At 38.5% G+C, this 15,613-nt stretch carries 14 protein-coding genes; 8 read left to right on the top strand and 6 right to left on the bottom strand.

Annotated features, from left to right (window positions below; all coding sequences use genetic code 11):
* The first annotated feature begins 245 nt into the window (after window positions 1-245).
* Window positions 246-1,544 carry a branched-chain amino acid transport system II carrier protein gene (gene brnQ, locus ACKGJN_RS02070; RefSeq protein WP_409537762.1) on the top strand — a complete coding sequence of 433 codons (1,299 nt, stop codon included), beginning with the start codon at window positions 246-248 and terminating at the stop codon, window positions 1,542-1,544.
* A 90-nt stretch (window positions 1,545-1,634) separates the two neighbouring features.
* Here brnQ and ACKGJN_RS02065 read toward each other — a convergent pair whose 3' ends face one another.
* The 3 genes from ACKGJN_RS02065 to ACKGJN_RS02055 form a co-directional block, all read right to left on the bottom strand.
* Window positions 1,635-2,927 carry an aminopeptidase P family protein gene (locus ACKGJN_RS02065; RefSeq protein ID WP_409537761.1) on the bottom strand — a complete coding sequence of 431 codons (1,293 nt, stop codon included), beginning with the start codon at window positions 2,925-2,927 and terminating at the stop codon, window positions 1,635-1,637.
* Between the two features lie 139 nt (window positions 2,928-3,066).
* A complete protein-coding gene (locus tag ACKGJN_RS02060; protein WP_409537760.1) occupies window positions 3,067-3,357 on the bottom strand; it encodes a chaperone modulator CbpM in 291 nt (96 codons plus the stop codon).
* Window positions 3,354-4,262: a DnaJ C-terminal domain-containing protein gene (locus ACKGJN_RS02055; protein WP_409537759.1), complete on the bottom strand. Its 909-nt coding sequence runs from the start codon at window positions 4,260-4,262 to the stop codon at window positions 3,354-3,356. Before ACKGJN_RS02055 ends, ACKGJN_RS02060 begins: the two co-directional genes overlap by 4 nt.
* 274 nt (window positions 4,263-4,536) lie before the next feature.
* Between ACKGJN_RS02055 and ACKGJN_RS02050 the strand changes: the two genes are divergently transcribed.
* The 4 genes from ACKGJN_RS02050 to ACKGJN_RS02035 all read left to right on the top strand — a co-directional run bounded on the left by ACKGJN_RS02050 (window position 4,537) and on the right by ACKGJN_RS02035 (window position 9,314).
* Window positions 4,537-5,253, top strand: a complete 717-nt coding sequence (locus ACKGJN_RS02050) for a succinate dehydrogenase cytochrome b subunit (protein ID WP_409537758.1) — start codon at window positions 4,537-4,539, stop codon at window positions 5,251-5,253.
* A gap of 3 nt (window positions 5,254-5,256) precedes the next feature.
* A complete protein-coding gene (locus ACKGJN_RS02045; protein ID WP_409537757.1) occupies window positions 5,257-7,260 on the top strand; it encodes a fumarate reductase/succinate dehydrogenase flavoprotein subunit in 2,004 nt (667 codons plus the stop codon).
* Window positions 7,261-7,332: 72 nt separating this feature from the next.
* Window positions 7,333-8,076: a succinate dehydrogenase/fumarate reductase iron-sulfur subunit gene (locus ACKGJN_RS02040; RefSeq protein ID WP_409537756.1), complete on the top strand. Its 744-nt coding sequence runs from the start codon at window positions 7,333-7,335 to the stop codon at window positions 8,074-8,076.
* Window positions 8,077-8,156: 80 nt separating this feature from the next.
* Window positions 8,157-9,314, top strand: a complete 1,158-nt coding sequence (locus tag ACKGJN_RS02035; RefSeq protein WP_409537755.1) for a methionine aminotransferase — start codon at window positions 8,157-8,159, stop codon at window positions 9,312-9,314.
* Window position 9,315: 1 nt separating this feature from the next.
* Here ACKGJN_RS02035 and ACKGJN_RS02030 read toward each other — a convergent pair whose 3' ends face one another.
* Window positions 9,316-9,828: a DUF1440 domain-containing protein gene (locus tag ACKGJN_RS02030; protein ID WP_409537754.1), complete on the bottom strand. Its 513-nt coding sequence runs from the start codon at window positions 9,826-9,828 to the stop codon at window positions 9,316-9,318.
* 68 nt (window positions 9,829-9,896) lie between these two features.
* On the opposite strand from ACKGJN_RS02030, the gene ACKGJN_RS02025 reads away from it, so the two are divergent.
* Window positions 9,897-10,706 (top strand): amidohydrolase, encoded by an 810-nt coding sequence (locus tag ACKGJN_RS02025; protein WP_409537753.1) that lies wholly within the window; start codon window positions 9,897-9,899, stop codon window positions 10,704-10,706.
* On the opposite strand, the gene ACKGJN_RS02020 is transcribed toward ACKGJN_RS02025, so the two are convergent.
* Window positions 10,693-12,303, bottom strand: coding sequence for an Ig-like domain-containing domain (locus ACKGJN_RS02020; protein WP_409537752.1), 1,611 nt, complete (start codon window positions 12,301-12,303; stop codon window positions 10,693-10,695). The genes ACKGJN_RS02025 and ACKGJN_RS02020 overlap by 14 nt on opposite strands.
* A 47-nt stretch (window positions 12,304-12,350) precedes the next feature.
* On the bottom strand, window positions 12,351-13,028 hold the full coding sequence (locus ACKGJN_RS02015) for a ComF family protein (protein WP_409537751.1): 678 nt from the start codon (window positions 13,026-13,028) through the stop codon (window positions 12,351-12,353).
* 60 nt (window positions 13,029-13,088) lie between these two features.
* Between ACKGJN_RS02015 and ACKGJN_RS02010 the strand changes: the two genes are divergently transcribed.
* Complete coding sequence (locus ACKGJN_RS02010) at window positions 13,089-13,973, top strand: hypothetical protein (RefSeq protein WP_409537750.1); 885 nt, start codon at window positions 13,089-13,091, stop codon at window positions 13,971-13,973.
* Between the two features lie 67 nt (window positions 13,974-14,040).
* Complete coding sequence (locus ACKGJN_RS02005) at window positions 14,041-15,579, top strand: glycine--tRNA ligase (RefSeq protein ID WP_409537749.1); 1,539 nt, start codon at window positions 14,041-14,043, stop codon at window positions 15,577-15,579.
* Window positions 15,580-15,613: the final 34 nt, after the last annotated feature.

Raw genomic sequence — 15,613 nt, 5'->3', positions numbered from 1 at the left:
GATTTCTATTTTTTTAGAACACTTTAATTATCGGTATAATTGAAAAATTCAGAAAAGTAAGGTTTGTTTATTAAAAACCCCATTGGAATTCAGAATGAATGTGTCTGGTTTCAGGTTCACAAAAATGTTTACCGGATAACAATGATTTTAAATAGCAAAATGAAACATCCAGAGAATATAATTTCTCGCTAAGGAAATGCTTTTATGGATCTTAACCATGTTAGCTAAAACAATAAATTGAACAAATGAAATTCACAAAAGAAGCATTCCTTGTTGGGTTTGCATTATTTGCCTTATTCTTTGGTGCAGGAAATCTTATACTTCCGCCTTATCTTGGTTTTTTTTCCGGCTCACAATGGTATCTCGTGGCTTTGGGATTTGTGATCTCTGCCGTAGGATTGCCCTTATTGGGAATTTTTGCGCACGCCCGGTTGCAGGGAAGTATTTTTAATTTTGCTGATAAAATATCCCCTCTTTTTAGCCTTATTTATTGTGTGCTTATCTACTTGATAAGCGTTGCACTTCCAGCCCCCAGAACAGCCGCGGTAACTCACGAGATCGCCGTACAGCCATTTTTCGAGATCAGTGCGCTAACTACAAGTATCATTTATTTTTTGCTGGTTTTTCTTTTTGTAATTAAAAGAACCTCGATAATCAACAATATCGGGAAATTCTTAACTCCAATGATCTTATTATTGCTTTTGGCGATAATTGTAAGTGGAATTTTTTCCGATTTTAAACCTATGGGAGCTCCAATTACAGAATTGCCTGTATTGTATGGTTTTTTTGAAGGGTATCAAACCTTTGATGCTATTGCAGCTTTGGTAGTTGGCGGGGTTATCATCATCTCTGTGAAACTAAAGGCTAATTTGTCACCACCTGAAATAAGAAAAATTATCATTTCAGCTGCAATCGTAGCAGCTTTAGGTTTGTTAATTGTCTACGGCGGGCTTATATATAATGGTGCCATCGTGAATTCTGAATTCCCTTTAGATGTAACCAGAACACAATTGCTTTCCGGAATTAGTTTTTTAAACCTGGGTGCTATGGCACAGGTTGGACTTTCTGTATTGGTTGGGCTTGCCTGTTTTACCACCGCAGTTGGAATAATCACCGGTACCGCAGATTTTATGACCGAAAGGATCAATAAGCCTTTTGTATATCCGGTAACTGTGAGTATAGCCTGCATTTTGGGTGTTGCGTTGGGAGCTCTTTCAGTGAATAAAATTATAGAGATAGCACTTCCGGTTCTAATGCTTATTTATCCGCTTACCATCGTGTTGATTCTGCTGAATGTGCTTCCAAAAAATTACAGAACCACCTTTATTATGAGAGCGGTGGTTTTAGTGATAATCTTATTTAGCCTTCCCGATGCTTTACAATATGTGATAGCAACCGGTTTATTTTCGCGAATTCAAGAGTCGATTCCATTCGGGCTATATGGGCTGGGATGGGTTCTTCCAGGATTGATCACTTTTATCCTGGCCGTTATATATGAGAAAATGATCAGACAAGATACTACCGACCAGAAAATTTCAGGGTAGCACTTTGCGAAATCTCATCAAACTAAAAAACCACCTCATCAGGTTTTTATTTCCGAAGAGGTGGTTAAGAAAATAGTAGCAGAAGAAAAATTATGAATTCATAAGATCTTCAATTTCATCTGCTTCAATAGGAATATTTTCCATTAAGTTGAAAGGTTCTCCTTTTTCCTGAATAACCACATCATCTTCGAGTCTAATTCCAAAACCTTCGGCAGGCAGATAAATTCCGGGCTCCACGGTATACACCTGGTTTGCCAGCATTGGTTCGGTTAAAATTCCATAATCATGAGTATCCAGTCCTATATTGTGGGAAGTCCCGTGCATAAAGTATTTTTTATATGCAGGCCATTCCGGATCTTCATTTTTAACATCTGCTTTATCCAGAAGTCCCAAGCCAATCAATTCTGAAGTCATCAATTTTCCAACTTCCTTATGATATTCTGCCCAGATGGTTCCGGGAACCAGCATTTTTGTTGCATCGTTTTTCACACGATTTACGGCATTATAGACTTCTTTTTGTCTTTTGCTAAACTTTCCTGAAACCGGGATCGTCCTTGACATATCGCTGGAGTAATTGGCGTATTCTGCTCCGGCATCCAGCAAAATGAGATCTCCTGCCTTACATTCCTGATTGTTCTCTACATAGTGAAGCACATTGGCATTATTCCCACTTGCAATTATGGGAGTATAGGAAAATCCGCGTGAGCGGTTATACAGGAATTCGTGCATGAACTCTGCTTCAATCTGGTATTCCCATACACCTGGTTTTACAAAATCAAGGATTCTTTTGAAGCCTTTTTCTGTGATATCACAGGCTCTTTGCATCAACGCCAATTCCCTTGGATCTTTTACAGATCGCAATCTTTGTAGAATTGGGTTGCTTTTGGCAGCCTGATGTGCAGGATATTGTTTTTTACACCATTCCACAAATCTGGCTTCACGGGTTTGGGTTTGGATATTTGCCCGGTAATGTTCATTGGTATTGAAATAAATGGTTTCACACTGGGTCATTACTTCAAAAAACACCTTTTCAAAATCCTTTATCCAGTATACGGTTTTAATCCCGCTGGTTTCAAAAGCCTTTTCCTTGGTGAGTTTTTCACCTTCCCAAACTGCAATATGATCGTTGGTTTCGGTTAAAAAGAGAATCTCGCGATGTTTTTCCAACGGAGCATCCGGGAAAAGCACTAAAATGCTTGCATCCTGATCTACTCCGCTTAAATAAAAAATATCACGTGCCTGTTGAAAAGGCATGGTACTGTCTGCACTTATAGGGTAAATATCATTGGAATTAAAAACAGCTAAACTTTTTGGCTTCATTTCAGCTGAAAAATTTTTGCGGTTTTTTATAAAGAGTTTGTTGTCAATTTGATCGTATTTCATAGAATATTGATTTGAATTGTTTTTTCTTCAGAAATTAAAACCTGAAGAAATTTTATTTATTTTTTCAAAATTAAAGAAGCTAAGGGGAAAACCTGTTAAACTAACTTTAAAAGATTTTTTGATTTCCTTAACATTTATGTTATTCGTACAAATTCAACCTGTTTCTCAATTGCAGATTTTCTGTTTGTAGATTCTTCACCTGTTCCAGTAGATGCTTGATGGCTTCCAGTCCTTCCAGGTTAATATCCAGTTCATAATGGAGCCTGAGCATTTTTTCAAATTCAGCTACCATATCAAAATGCACATATTCCTGATGTTCAATTGTTACAATCTCTATAAGTCCACTTTCAAAAAGTGATTTTATGAAGCTGTGCTCAACCTTATATCGAATACAAAGCTCCTCTGTTGCTATTAAGTCATCTAAATTCATGAGCGTAATTTTTGCAGTTCTCTAAACAGTTCTATCTCTTTTTTACTAAGATTTGTGGGCATTTTGATTTGATATGTGATGTACAAATCTCCGAATTGTCCCTCTTTTTTGTACTTCGGAAAGCCTTTCCCCTTCAATTTTATTTGCGTTCCCGGTTGAGTTTCCGGCTTTACCTGGAGTTTTACCTTTCCTGTGAAGGTGTCTACCGTTATTTCTCCTCCAAGAAGAGTAGTATAAAAATCTACTTCTACTGTTATATACAGGTTTTCCTTCTCTCTTTTGAAATCGGTATTATTGATTATTTTAAAGGTGATAAGAAGGTCGCCTTTTGGGCCACCCTGAATTCCCGGGGCTCCGTGTCCTTTTATTCTTATGGTTTGTCCATTTTCAACTCCTGCGGGAATTGTAAGCCTTATATTTTTTCCATTGATGGTAAGGGTTTGTTTCTGGCTTGTATAAACATCCCTTAAATTTAGCTGAAGCTCTGCATTAAAATCCTGCCCTTTATATTGTGGCCTTCTGCCTGCGCCTCTTGTCCTGGCCCCACCTCCAAACATTTGCTCAAAAAATTCGGAGAACGTGTCATCATCAAAATTTCCCGAATATTGTTGACCTCCGCCAAATCCTCCTCCACCGCGTTGTTGACCCTGTTGTTGTTTGGCCTGCTCAAATTGGTCGGCATGTTGCCAGTCCTTGCCGTATTGATCGTATTTTTTACGTTTTTCAGGATCGCTAAGCACTTCATTGGCCTCATTTATTTGCTGAAATCTGGCCTGGGCACTTTTATCATTCGGATTAAGATCCGGATGATATTTCCGCGCAAGTTTGCGATAGGCTTTTTTGATATCTGCCGTACTTGCCGATTTATCCAATTCCAATACTTTGTAATAATCTATAAATTCCATGTAGTCCTGATCAAGATTTTGCTTCCCCTAATTTAAGAATTCCTTGTCGTATCAGGTTATAAAATCGTTTTAAAATATTTTCCGTCGGGATCTATTTGAAGGGTACTAAAAAATAGCAGTTCTCAGGAAGATTGGTTAAAATATAAAGCTGCAGATTAAACAATTGATAAACTACTTTAAATTAGGTCTAAATTATATTTAAAAGAAGCTTAAAATTTGTTAAAAACTAATATCAGGTGTATTTTTGACTCACTTTATTAAACCTCATTAATTTATGGCAAAATCTGCGCTGTTAAAATCTTCTTTAGCAAAAAAATATTGGATGGCTCTTACGGGTCTTTTTCTTTGTACATTTCTTGTTGGTCATCTTCTGGGGAATTTACAATTACTTCAGGCGGTAGGACCAGAAGCAAAGGACCAGTTTAATGAATATGCATTATTCATGACTACAAATCCATTGGTTATGATTCTTTCTTATGTAACCTATATAAGTATTCTTTTTCATGCAGTCGATGGTGTTTTATTGACAATCCGTAATCGGAAAGCACGCCCTCAGGGGTATGAAAGTTTTAAACCGTCTACCAATTCTATGTGGGCTTCACGAAATATGGGAATTTTGGGAACGGTAATTCTTGCCTTTATAATAGTGCATATGAATATGTTCTGGGCAAAGATGAAATTTGGCGGACTTGATAATACAGTTTACACTACTGAAAGTGGTGCCGAAGTAAAAGATCTGTATACTATAACTATTCAAGCATTTCAGGATCCTCAATATGGACTGATTTGGGTAATTGCGTATGCAATTGCAATGCTGGCTGTAGCATTCCATCTTTCTCACGGTTTTGCCAGTGGGTTCCAGTCTTTAGGTGTAAATCATCCTAAATACAATGGGTTTATAAGAAAATTTGGGATGGGGTTTGCTGTACTAATTCCATTGGCATTTGCGGTGATACCATTTTATATACATTTTATTTTAGAAAATATTTAAGCTATGGGAATATTAGAAGCAAAAGAACCAAAAGGCCCATTGGCAGATAAATGGACCAAACATAAAAACGAGATCAACCTTGTTAATCCCGCCAACAAAAGAAATATAGATATTATTGTTGTTGGAACCGGTCTTGCCGGGGGTAGTGCCGCTGCAACTTTAGCAGAACTTGGTTATAATGTGAAAACATTTTGTTACCAGGATTCTCCAAGACGTGCGCACTCAATCGCAGCGCAGGGAGGAATAAACGCAGCAAAAAATTATCAGGGAGATGGGGATTCTGTTTATCGGCTGTTTTATGATACTGTAAAGGGAGGGGATTACCGTTCCCGTGAAAGTAATGTATACCGACTTGCGGAGGTTTCAGGAAATATCATCGACCAATGTGTAGCACAGGGAGTTCCCTTTGCACGTGAATATGGAGGATTGCTTGATAACCGTTCCTTTGGAGGTGTTTTGGTGTCCAGGACTTTTTATGCAAAAGGTCAAACGGGACAACAACTTTTACTTGGGGCGTATTCTGCGATGAACCGCCAGATCAACCGTGGTAAGATAACTCCATATAACCGTCACGAGATGATGGATCTTGTGTTAGTGGATGGGAAAGCCCGTGGAATTATTGCCCGGAATTTGGTTACCGGAGAAATTGAAAAACACAGTGCGCACGCAGTTGTGATCGCTTCTGGTGGTTACGGAAACGTATTTTTTCTTTCAACAAATGCCATGGGAAGCAATGTTACCGCTTCCTGGAAAATCCATAAAAAAGGAGCATTTTTCGCAAATCCGTGTTTCACTCAAATTCACCCAACCTGTATTCCGGTTTCTGGAGATCATCAGTCTAAACTGACCTTGATGTCTGAATCTCTTCGGAATGACGGAAGGATTTGGGTTCCAAAAAAGAAGGAAGATGCAGAAGCAATAAGAACGGGGAAATTAAAACCTACCGAACTTAAAGAAGAAGACCGAGATTATTACCTGGAAAGAAGATATCCGGCATTTGGAAACCTTGTCCCTAGGGATGTTGCATCCAGAGCTGCAAAAGAACGTTGTGATGCCGGCTACGGAGTTAATAAAACAGGAGAAGCAGTTTATCTTGACTTTAGTGCGGCTTTTATGCGCTACGGGAAAGAAGCAGCTAATACGCAGCATCTGGAAAATCCAACCGATGAAAAAATAAGGGAATTAGGAGTTGCCGTAGTGGAAGCCAAATACGGAAACCTGTTCCAGATGTATGAAAAGATCGTGGATCAAAACCCTTATAAAACTCCTATGATGATTTACCCGGCGGTACATTATACTATGGGCGGGATTTGGGTAGATTATAACCTGGAAACAACCATTCCTGGATGTTTTGCGACAGGAGAGGCAAATTTCTCTGACCACGGTGCAAACCGGTTGGGAGCTTCAGCCCTGATGCAAGGTTTGGCCGATGGATATTTTGTGCTTCCTTACACTATCGGAAATTATTTAGCCGATGATATTCGTACCGGTCCAATTTCTACTGAAAGTCCTGAGTTTATTGAAGCAGAACAGAAAGTTCGCTCAGAAATGGAGAAACTGGTAAATAATAAAGGAACCAAAACTGTAGATCATTTCCATAAACGTCTTGGTAAAATTATGTGGGACAAAGTTGGAATGTCCCGTAATGCGCCAGATCTCGAGAAGGCAATTTCTGAAATTAAAGCCCTTAGGGAAGAATTCTGGAGAGAAGTGAGAGTTCCCGGAACTATGAATGAGATGAATGCAGAACTGGAAAAAGCTGGACGAGTTGCCGATTTCCTTGAATTAGGAGAACTTTTTGCTAAGGATGCACTTCATAGGAATGAATCATGTGGAGGTCACTTTAGGGAAGAATATCAAACCGATGAAGGTGAAGCTCTAAGGGATGATGAAAACTTTATGTATGTGGCAGCCTGGGAATATACGGGAAATCCGGCCGACGCCATCCTGCATAAGGAAGACTTGAATTACGAGAATATTGAAGTAAAAACAAGAAGCTATAAATAATTTGATAATTTGAAAATGTGTTGATTAGAAAATCGACAAATCTTCAAATCTTCAAATCTTCAAATTGAAATTATGAAGCTTACACTAAAAATATGGCGTCAAAAGAACGCCACTGCAAAAGGAAAAATTCAAAACTATCAAATAGATGGGATAGAACCGGATATGTCTTTTCTTGAGATGCTGGACGTTCTTAACGAACAGTTAATCAATAAGGAAGAGGAACCGGTGGTTTTTGATCACGATTGTCGTGAAGGAATTTGTGGATCCTGCAGTTTGCAAATCAATGGAGAACCTCACGGTCCGGATCGCGGGATTACTACCTGCCAGCTGCATATGCGAAAGTTCAAAGATGGAGACACTATTACAATAGAGCCTTTTAGGGCTGCCGCTTTTCCAGTGATAAAGGATTTGGTTGTAGACCGCAGTTCTTTTGACAGAATACAGCAGGCCGGAGGATATATTTCTGTAAATACTTCAGGAAATACCCAGGATGCCAACTCGATCCCTGTAGATAAGGATGATGCTGATGCTTCATTTTATGCTGCTACCTGTATAGGGTGTGGTGCCTGCGTTGCTGCTTGTAAAAATGCAAGTGCGATGCTGTTTACATCTGCTAAAGTAAGTCAGTTTGCTTTATTGCCGCAAGGTGAGATAGAAGCAGACAGACGTGTTCTTGCAATGGTGGAACAAATGGATAAGGAAGGGTTTGGAAACTGTACCAATACCGGTGCCTGCGAAATTGAGTGCCCTAAAGGTATTTCCCTTGAAAACATAGCAAGGATGAACCGGGAATATTTGAAAGCAAGCGTAAAATAACATCAGCATTGCTTAATAAAATTTCAATCCCGAACTTTGCAGCTCGGGATTTTTTATACATATTATTCTAAAACGTACCTATGTCCAACTTTCAGCTGAGAACTTCTAAAATTCAAAATCAGAAAGACAGTATTTTTACTACCATGAGTCAGCTTGCTCATAAATATAATGCGACCGATCTTTCTCAGGGCTTTCCAAATTTTGAAACTGATGATTATTTGAAGGAACTTGTTACCAAGGCGATGAAAGCCGGAAATAACCAATATGCACCGATGGCAGGCGTATTAAAACTCAGGGAACGCATTGCTGAAAAAGTTGAAAGTTTATATGGAAGAAAATATAATCCTGAAACGGAAATCACAGTTACCAATGGCGCTACCCAGGCAATTTATTCTGCTATAACAGCTTTTGTTCAAAAAGATGATGAGGTGATCGTTTTTAAACCGGCTTATGACAGTTATGAGCCCACTATTAAATTAAATGGCGGCATTCCTGTTTTAATTCAGTTAAAAGGAGCGCAATTTGAAATAGACTGGAACGAGCTGGCAAAGAAGATCACTTCCAGAACACGAATGATTATAATCAACACTCCGCACAATCCCAGCGGAACTGTTTTAAGTAAAGAAGCCATGCTTCAGTTGGAAAATTTACTTATAAACACCGATATCATTCTTCTTAGCGATGAAGTATATGAACATCTCGTATTCGATAATAATAAGCATCACAGTGCCGCTGCTTTTTCAGGACTTGCGGAAAGAGCGATTATTTGTGCTTCCTTCGGAAAAACATTTCACAATACCGGATGGAAAACAGGCTACTGCGTGGCTCCTTCAGCATTGATGAGGGAGATTAGGAAAGTACATCAATTCGCTGTTTTTTGTGTGAACCATCCTATGCAAATTGCCTATGCTGAATACCTGAAGGATCCTGAAAATTATTTACAACTGGGGAACTTCTATCAGGAAAAAAGGGATAAATTCCTGCACTTGATGAAATCATCCAAATTCAGTGCGAACCCTTCTGCGGGAACTTATTTTCAGGTGATGGATTATTCAGAAATAGCAAATGAAGGAGATGTTGAATTTTCAGAAAGGCTAATAAAAGAATACAAGCTGGCTGCTATTCCTATTTCGGTTTTCAATATAGATAATAAGGACAACCGTCAGTTGAGGTTCTGTTTCGCCAAAACCGATGAAACCCTTGAGAAGGCGGCGGAAATCCTAATTAATATAAAGTAGCTTAATAGCGCTGGCTTTTTAACCTCTGATTTACCAAACTACGCACCACTTCGGTAGTGATTCCAAATAGAACATGCGCAAATAACTCATTTGCCTGCATTTTTAAGGGAACATCCGTAGGTTTTGCTTCCAATCCCATCATTGGCAGGGAAGTTTCGTGGGTTGAAAACCAGGTAGAAGCTCCTAAAATAACTCCATCAGTAATTTTATAATCATCTTTATCCTTTTTACCGTACCCATAAGCTGCACCGAGACTTGCCCCAAAAGGAAAACTAACCAATTGCTCTGCCAAAGCTTCATTTTGATGGCTTATTGGTGTGCCGGTGATCCTGGTTGAAAGATCATCCACTAATTTAATTTGTGCTGAACGTTGTTCTATTTTGCGTACTGGAAGATAATTCTCCACTAGACTTTTTACGGCTGTACCTGCAAGTCCGCCTAAAAATCCTGCAATAAGCCCGCGTGATGTGCTTGATGCAAATGTATCCTTCTGAAAAAATGCTGGTAAGTTCATAGTGTTTTAATTTGATCTAAAACTATTTATATTCCCGTTTTAAACCAACGATTTAACAAGTATTTAGGATGGAAGAATTAATTTTTTTAAATTTGAGTATGGTTGAGAAATTAAAAATTGCGGTTCTTCAGGTTGAACTTTCCTGGGAGAATCCTTCGAAAAACAGGGAGTTATTTTCGGAAAAAATAGATCGTATAAACCAGGAGGTAGATCTCATTGTTTTACCCGAAATGTTTAGCACCGGTTTTTCCATGAATGCTGAAAATCTGGCAGAGACTCCTCAAGGCGAAACTTTTAAATGGATGCAAAATATTGCTACCAAAAAGAAAAGTGCGGTTACCGGAAGCCTTATTATTAAAGACAACGGGAATTATTACAACCGGTTATATTTTGTATATCCGGATGGCACATTCAAAACCTATGACAAACGACATACTTTTACCCTTGCCAGGGAAAATGAAACTTATACTGCCGGAAACCAACGATTGGTCCTGGAGTATAAAGGATGGAAGATTTGTCCACTTATTTGTTATGATTTGCGTTTCCCGGTTTGGGCAAGAAACACTGAAGATTATGATCTTTTGATATATGTGGCCAATTGGCCGGAAACCAGGATTAATGCCTGGGATATCTTGTTACAGGCAAGGGCAATAGAAAACATGTCTTTTTGTATAGGAGTAAACAGAACAGGAACCGATGACAATAAGCACCTTTATAACGGCCATACAGCCGTATACGACTGTTTGGGAAAGGCGCTTTTTGAGAATGATACTGAATCTGAATTCACTAAAATTGTAAACCTGGATAGATCGTATCTTACTGAAACCCGCGACAAATTAAAATTTTTGCAGGATATGGATTCCTTTAATCTAAAATAAAGGTTTGATTCACATCCCAATTTGGACGTACTTCAATTAGATCGGGGAAATAAATGATTTCTTCCGCTTTTATTTTTTTAAGGTAATTTCCAGTGTCCCAGATGTTGTTTTCATTCCGGTCATAAATAACACGAATCAAATATTTTCCGGGAATAATCAGATCGAAGCTTATACGGCTTTCGGATGTTGTGTAGCGTTCATATTTAACCACTCCTTTTTCATCGGTGAGCTGGACTATCAAAGGGAAAGCTCTTAAATTTTGAAGGTTAAGACGTACATTTCCATAATCGGAAAAAGCTTTGGTTCTTATGCTCTTTTTAATGGTATCGTTCACTTTGTTAAAAAAATCGGTTAATGCACCTGGCAATGCTGTTATTTGATAGGTTTCATTTTCGGTTTTTTTAAATTTTAGCCGAAGTGTATTCTCTAATGTATTTATTTCTGAAGTAAAAGGGAGGGGAATGGAATCCTTGTTTAAAATGCTTATAAATTCATCATTTTTTTCTGAAATAGGGGTATTGGTTCTGAATAAAAAATCTTTGTCAAAATCCACATTTCCGGAAGGTTCTGTGCTAACATTAAGCGAATCCTTGGGCATATCGGTTATTCTGGTAAGAAGGGTGTCGCTACCTTTTGGACGGGAAACAACTAGAAGAAGGCTGTCAATTTCAATTTTAGGTTTAAACCAAAAATTGAGACTGTCTTTATCGGCGATCTTTGTAATTCTATATTTAAAATCAGCAGGAACGGCACTCAAAGGTTTAAAGCTTAAACTATCCAATTCAGTTTTTCCCTTATAGCCGATCAACAATTTTTGCAGTCCTGCTTGTTTTGGTCGTTCTGGTTTAAAGTTCAGTATTTCTTTAAACAATGTCAACGTATACGAGGAATCGGTTGGAATAGTAATGGGATTTTCAATAAAGGCGATTTTTTCTCTTCCCGGATTATACTTATAATCGTTGTTTAGGTCCTGAACAGCAACCAATTGGTAAGTTCCTTCCTTTAAGTTTGTGATTTCAAATGATCTTAGACTATCAAGGGTATTGGTAATATACCTGGGGGGGTCATTAAAAACAAGGGAGTCTGTAAAGGTTTCATTCACCTCATACAGCATGACAGAGATAAAGGAAGGTGCTTCCTTTAATAAGGCATCTTCAATTCTTCCCTGAACGGATAATGAATCGATATAACTTCCGGTTGAAAAAACATATTTAAAAAAGGGCAATGGATTTCCCTCATTATTATCGGTCACACTTCTTCCAAAATTTATTACATAGGTGGTGTTTTCCTGTAACGTATCGTTTATTTTTATTCGCACATCCTTACTGGCAAATCCCAACGGGGTAATATCCGGTTTGGGGGACATAGGTGGGGAAATAATAATTTGTTCCTGGGGCTTTTCAAGTTTTATGAATTCATTAAAAAGTATTCTTATCTCTTTGGAATCAAAATTTGTCGAGAAATTTTCAGGTGCCGCTCTCACAAACTTTGGAGGGATAGAATCTACTTTTCCTCCTGTTGGGGTACCCTTTTTAGCACACTGTACTAAAAACAATGAGATTAAGAGTACAAATGTTAGAGAAAAATATTTTTTCATGAAAATTATAATTTTAAACAAAGAAACGATTAATTTTCATTTTGTTATCAGGCCATTGCCATAGAAGCAATGCTAATTTTGATGCCGGGTGCGTGTAGCAGGATATTGGAGCAGGCTTCCAGGGTCGCTCCGGTGGTAATTAAATCATCCACCAGAAGTATGTGTTTGTTCCTTATTTTTTCTGAATTTGCCAAAACAAAAGTTTCTTCTATGTTGCCCCATCGCGCCAGGCGGATTTTTATGGTTTGGGTTGAAGAATAGGATTTTTTCAACAGGACTTTGTCCTCATAAGGAATTTGTAGGGCTGCGGCAATCTCTTTTCCAAAATATTCTACCTGATTAAATCCCCGTGATCTTAATTTTTTTCGGTGAAGCGGAACGGGAATTACCATATCGATCTCTTTAAATTCGGAACTTTCGGCCAATTCCTTTCCCATCCATTTCCCAAGATAGGTACCAATTTCTTTTTGTCCTTTATATTTTAGCTGATGGATAAGCTTTTGCACCGCACCTTTCTTCCTGAAATGTAGCAAAGCAGTTGCGTTTTCAACAAGTACACGTCCATAAAATACTTTTTTAACCGGATTTTCGTTTTGAAGATGAAAATTGGTAACAGGCAGCTGATGAATGCACTTTAAACAAAGCACTGTTTCACTTCTAATCAGGGAGCTATCGCAGATCTGACAAAGCCTGGGGTAAAATAAATTGATAAAATCGTGAAACATTTGTTAAGGAATTGTAATTTAGATGCTTTTACTTATAAATTTACAAACTAAATATTTAAAATGATGACCGAACAGAAAAACAATACCGCCCTAAAGATTTTGACCGGTATTTTGGCCGTAGCCCTTGTGGCGCTCGGAATTTACACCATCAAATTTTATAATGAGGAAAAGGAAAATAAGGCAATCCTTCAAAAGGAAAAGGCCGTAATTGAAGATGAACTCAACGACCTGATCGTAAAATATGATGAAGCGATCGCCACAAATGAGGTGATGGATCAGGATCTTGTAAATGCCCGGGAACGTATCGTGGTACTTTTAGATTCTGTAAAGGACGCTGAGGCCAACCTGGTGCTTATTTCAAGATACAGAAGAGAAATTGGTACCCTGAAAAATGAAAAAGAGCGTTTGTTTAGAGTCGTTGACAGTTTGAGCAACCAAAACCGAATGCTGTCTTCAACCATAGACAGTACACAAAATGTCCTGACACAAAGGACAAGGCAGGCCGATTCTCTCTCTCAAACCAATCAGAGTCTTTCCACCAAAGTTGATAAAGCTGCCCAGTTAAAAATAACATCCCTTAAAGGGGAAGGAGTGATTGTTCGGAATAATGGGAAACTGGTTACCAACGATAAAACGGGAAGAATTGACCAGATTCGAACTTGCTTTACCATTACGGAAAATGTGCTTGCACCGGCAGGAGAAAGAGATATGTATATACAGGTTTATAATCCAAGAAATGAACTGGTAGGCGATGAAATTGCAGTGGAGCACGATGGTGGAGTGATGGTTTACAGTGCCCAGTCCAGGATTTTTTATGAAAATGAAGAACTTGACGTGTGTGTTCTTTCAAAAACCAGACAAGATAAACTTATTGAGGGAACCTATAAAGTATACGTTTACGCTGGGCCTGATTTAATAGGAACTGCCTCATTCAATTTGAGATAAATAATTAAAATTAAAAAATCAGGAACCGCCTTGAGCTTTATCAAGGCGGTTTTTTTATTTTTGCGCTATGGCAAAACAAGAAGATTTATTTAAAAATGTGATTTCCCATGCCAAGGAGTATGGGTATATTTTCGCATCCAGTGAAATTTATGATGGGCTAAGTGCTGTGTACGACTACGGTCAGAATGGTGCCGAGTTGAAGAAAAACATCCGGGAATACTGGTGGAAGAGTATGGTGCAACTCAATCAAAACATCGTAGGCATAGATGCTTCTATCCTTATGCACCCAAAGACCTGGGTAGCATCGGGACACGTAGATGCTTTTAACGATCCATTGATAGATAATAAAGATTCCAAAAAACGCTACCGGGCGGATGTTTTGGTGGAAGATTTCGCTGAAAAACTATTGCAAAAAGCACAAAAGGAGATCGATAAGGCAAAAAAGCGATTCGGGGATTCCTTTGATGAAGAGCAATTTGTTGCTACAAATGAGCGGGTTGGAAAATATCTCACTCAGCGTAAGGATATTTTAAAGCGGTTAGGGGATTCTCTTACGCGTGAGGATTTGAAGGATGTAAAAGCGCTGATTGAAGAACTCGAAATAGCCGATCCGGAAACCGGTTCGAAGAACTGGACCGATGTACGCCAGTTTAACCTAATGTTTGGTACCAAAATGGGAGCATCTTCAGAGACTTCTTCCGATTTATATTTAAGACCGGAAACAGCCCAGGGTATTTTTGTGAACTTTTCAAATGTGCAAAAAACCGGAAGAATGAAAATTCCTTTCGGAATAGCTCAAACAGGAAAAGCCTTTAGAAATGAGATCGTAGCGCGTCAGTTTATTTTCAGAATGCGGGAATTTGAGCAAATGGAGATGCAATTTTTTGTGCGTCCCGGAGATGAATTGAAGTGGTACGAACACTGGAAAGAGGAACGAATTAAATGGCATTACTCCTTAAAACTAGGAGAGGAAAATTACCGTTTTCACGACCATGATAAATTGGCGCATTATGCCAACGCTGCTACCGATATAGAATTTGATTTCCCTTTTGGATTTAAAGAACTGGAAGGTATCCATTCCCGAACAGATTTTGACCTAAAAGCCCACGAGGAACATTCAGGTAAAAAATTGCGGTTTTTTGATCCCGAATTAAATGAAACGTATGTGCCTTACGTAATTGAAACTTCCATAGGTTTGGACAGGATGTTTTTGGCGGTTTTATCTTCTTCCTTAAAAGAGGAAACCTTAAAAGATGGTTCTTCCAGAACAGTGCTAAAGCTTCCTGCAGTTCTTGCTCCAACCAAGGCTGCTATACTTCCGCTGGTTAAAAAAGATGGTTTACCGGAACTTGCCCGAAAGATCATTGAGGAATTACAATGGGATTTCAGGGTTCAATATGACGAAAAGGATGCTATAGGAAGAAGGTACAGAAGACAGGATGCTGCTGGAACTCCTCTTTGTATAACGGTAGATCATGACTCGCTGGAGGATAATGAAGTAACAGTAAGATACAGGGACAGTATGGAGCAAAAACGGGTGCCTGTTTCAGAGCTTAAAAAGATCATTGAGGAAGAGGTGAATTTTAAGAAATGGATTAAAGGCTAGAATTTTTTATAATATTTACGTAATAAAAGAGGCA

The sequence above is a fragment of the Gillisia xinjiangensis genome (genome assembly GCF_046298265.1).
Lineage (GTDB): Bacteria > Bacteroidota > Bacteroidia > Flavobacteriales > Flavobacteriaceae > Gillisia > Gillisia xinjiangensis.
The sequence above is the reverse complement of the archived record's forward strand: the minus strand, read 5'-3'. Positions and strand labels throughout refer to the sequence as shown.

Excerpts from the sequence above, each read along its gene's own strand:
- brnQ (WP_409537762.1), top strand. The coding sequence starts at position 246 with ATGAAATTCACAAAAGAAGCATTCCTTGTTGGGTTTGCATTATTTGCC.
- ACKGJN_RS02065 (WP_409537761.1), bottom strand. The coding sequence starts at position 2,927 with ATGAAATACGATCAAATTGACAACAAACTCTTTATAAAAAACCGCAAA.
- ACKGJN_RS02060 (WP_409537760.1), bottom strand. The coding sequence starts at position 3,357 with ATGAATTTAGATGACTTAATAGCAACAGAGGAGCTTTGTATTCGATAT.
- ACKGJN_RS02055 (WP_409537759.1), bottom strand. The coding sequence starts at position 4,262 with ATGGAATTTATAGATTATTACAAAGTATTGGAATTGGATAAATCGGCA.
- ACKGJN_RS02050 (WP_409537758.1), top strand. The coding sequence starts at position 4,537 with ATGGCAAAATCTGCGCTGTTAAAATCTTCTTTAGCAAAAAAATATTGG.
- ACKGJN_RS02045 (WP_409537757.1), top strand. The coding sequence starts at position 5,257 with ATGGGAATATTAGAAGCAAAAGAACCAAAAGGCCCATTGGCAGATAAA.
- ACKGJN_RS02040 (WP_409537756.1), top strand. The coding sequence starts at position 7,333 with ATGAAGCTTACACTAAAAATATGGCGTCAAAAGAACGCCACTGCAAAA.
- ACKGJN_RS02035 (WP_409537755.1), top strand. The coding sequence starts at position 8,157 with ATGTCCAACTTTCAGCTGAGAACTTCTAAAATTCAAAATCAGAAAGAC.
- ACKGJN_RS02030 (WP_409537754.1), bottom strand. The coding sequence starts at position 9,828 with ATGAACTTACCAGCATTTTTTCAGAAGGATACATTTGCATCAAGCACA.
- ACKGJN_RS02025 (WP_409537753.1), top strand. The coding sequence starts at position 9,897 with ATGGAAGAATTAATTTTTTTAAATTTGAGTATGGTTGAGAAATTAAAA.
- ACKGJN_RS02020 (WP_409537752.1), bottom strand. The coding sequence starts at position 12,303 with ATGAAAAAATATTTTTCTCTAACATTTGTACTCTTAATCTCATTGTTT.
- ACKGJN_RS02015 (WP_409537751.1), bottom strand. The coding sequence starts at position 13,028 with ATGTTTCACGATTTTATCAATTTATTTTACCCCAGGCTTTGTCAGATC.
- ACKGJN_RS02010 (WP_409537750.1), top strand. The coding sequence starts at position 13,089 with ATGATGACCGAACAGAAAAACAATACCGCCCTAAAGATTTTGACCGGT.
- ACKGJN_RS02005 (WP_409537749.1), top strand. The coding sequence starts at position 14,041 with ATGGCAAAACAAGAAGATTTATTTAAAAATGTGATTTCCCATGCCAAG.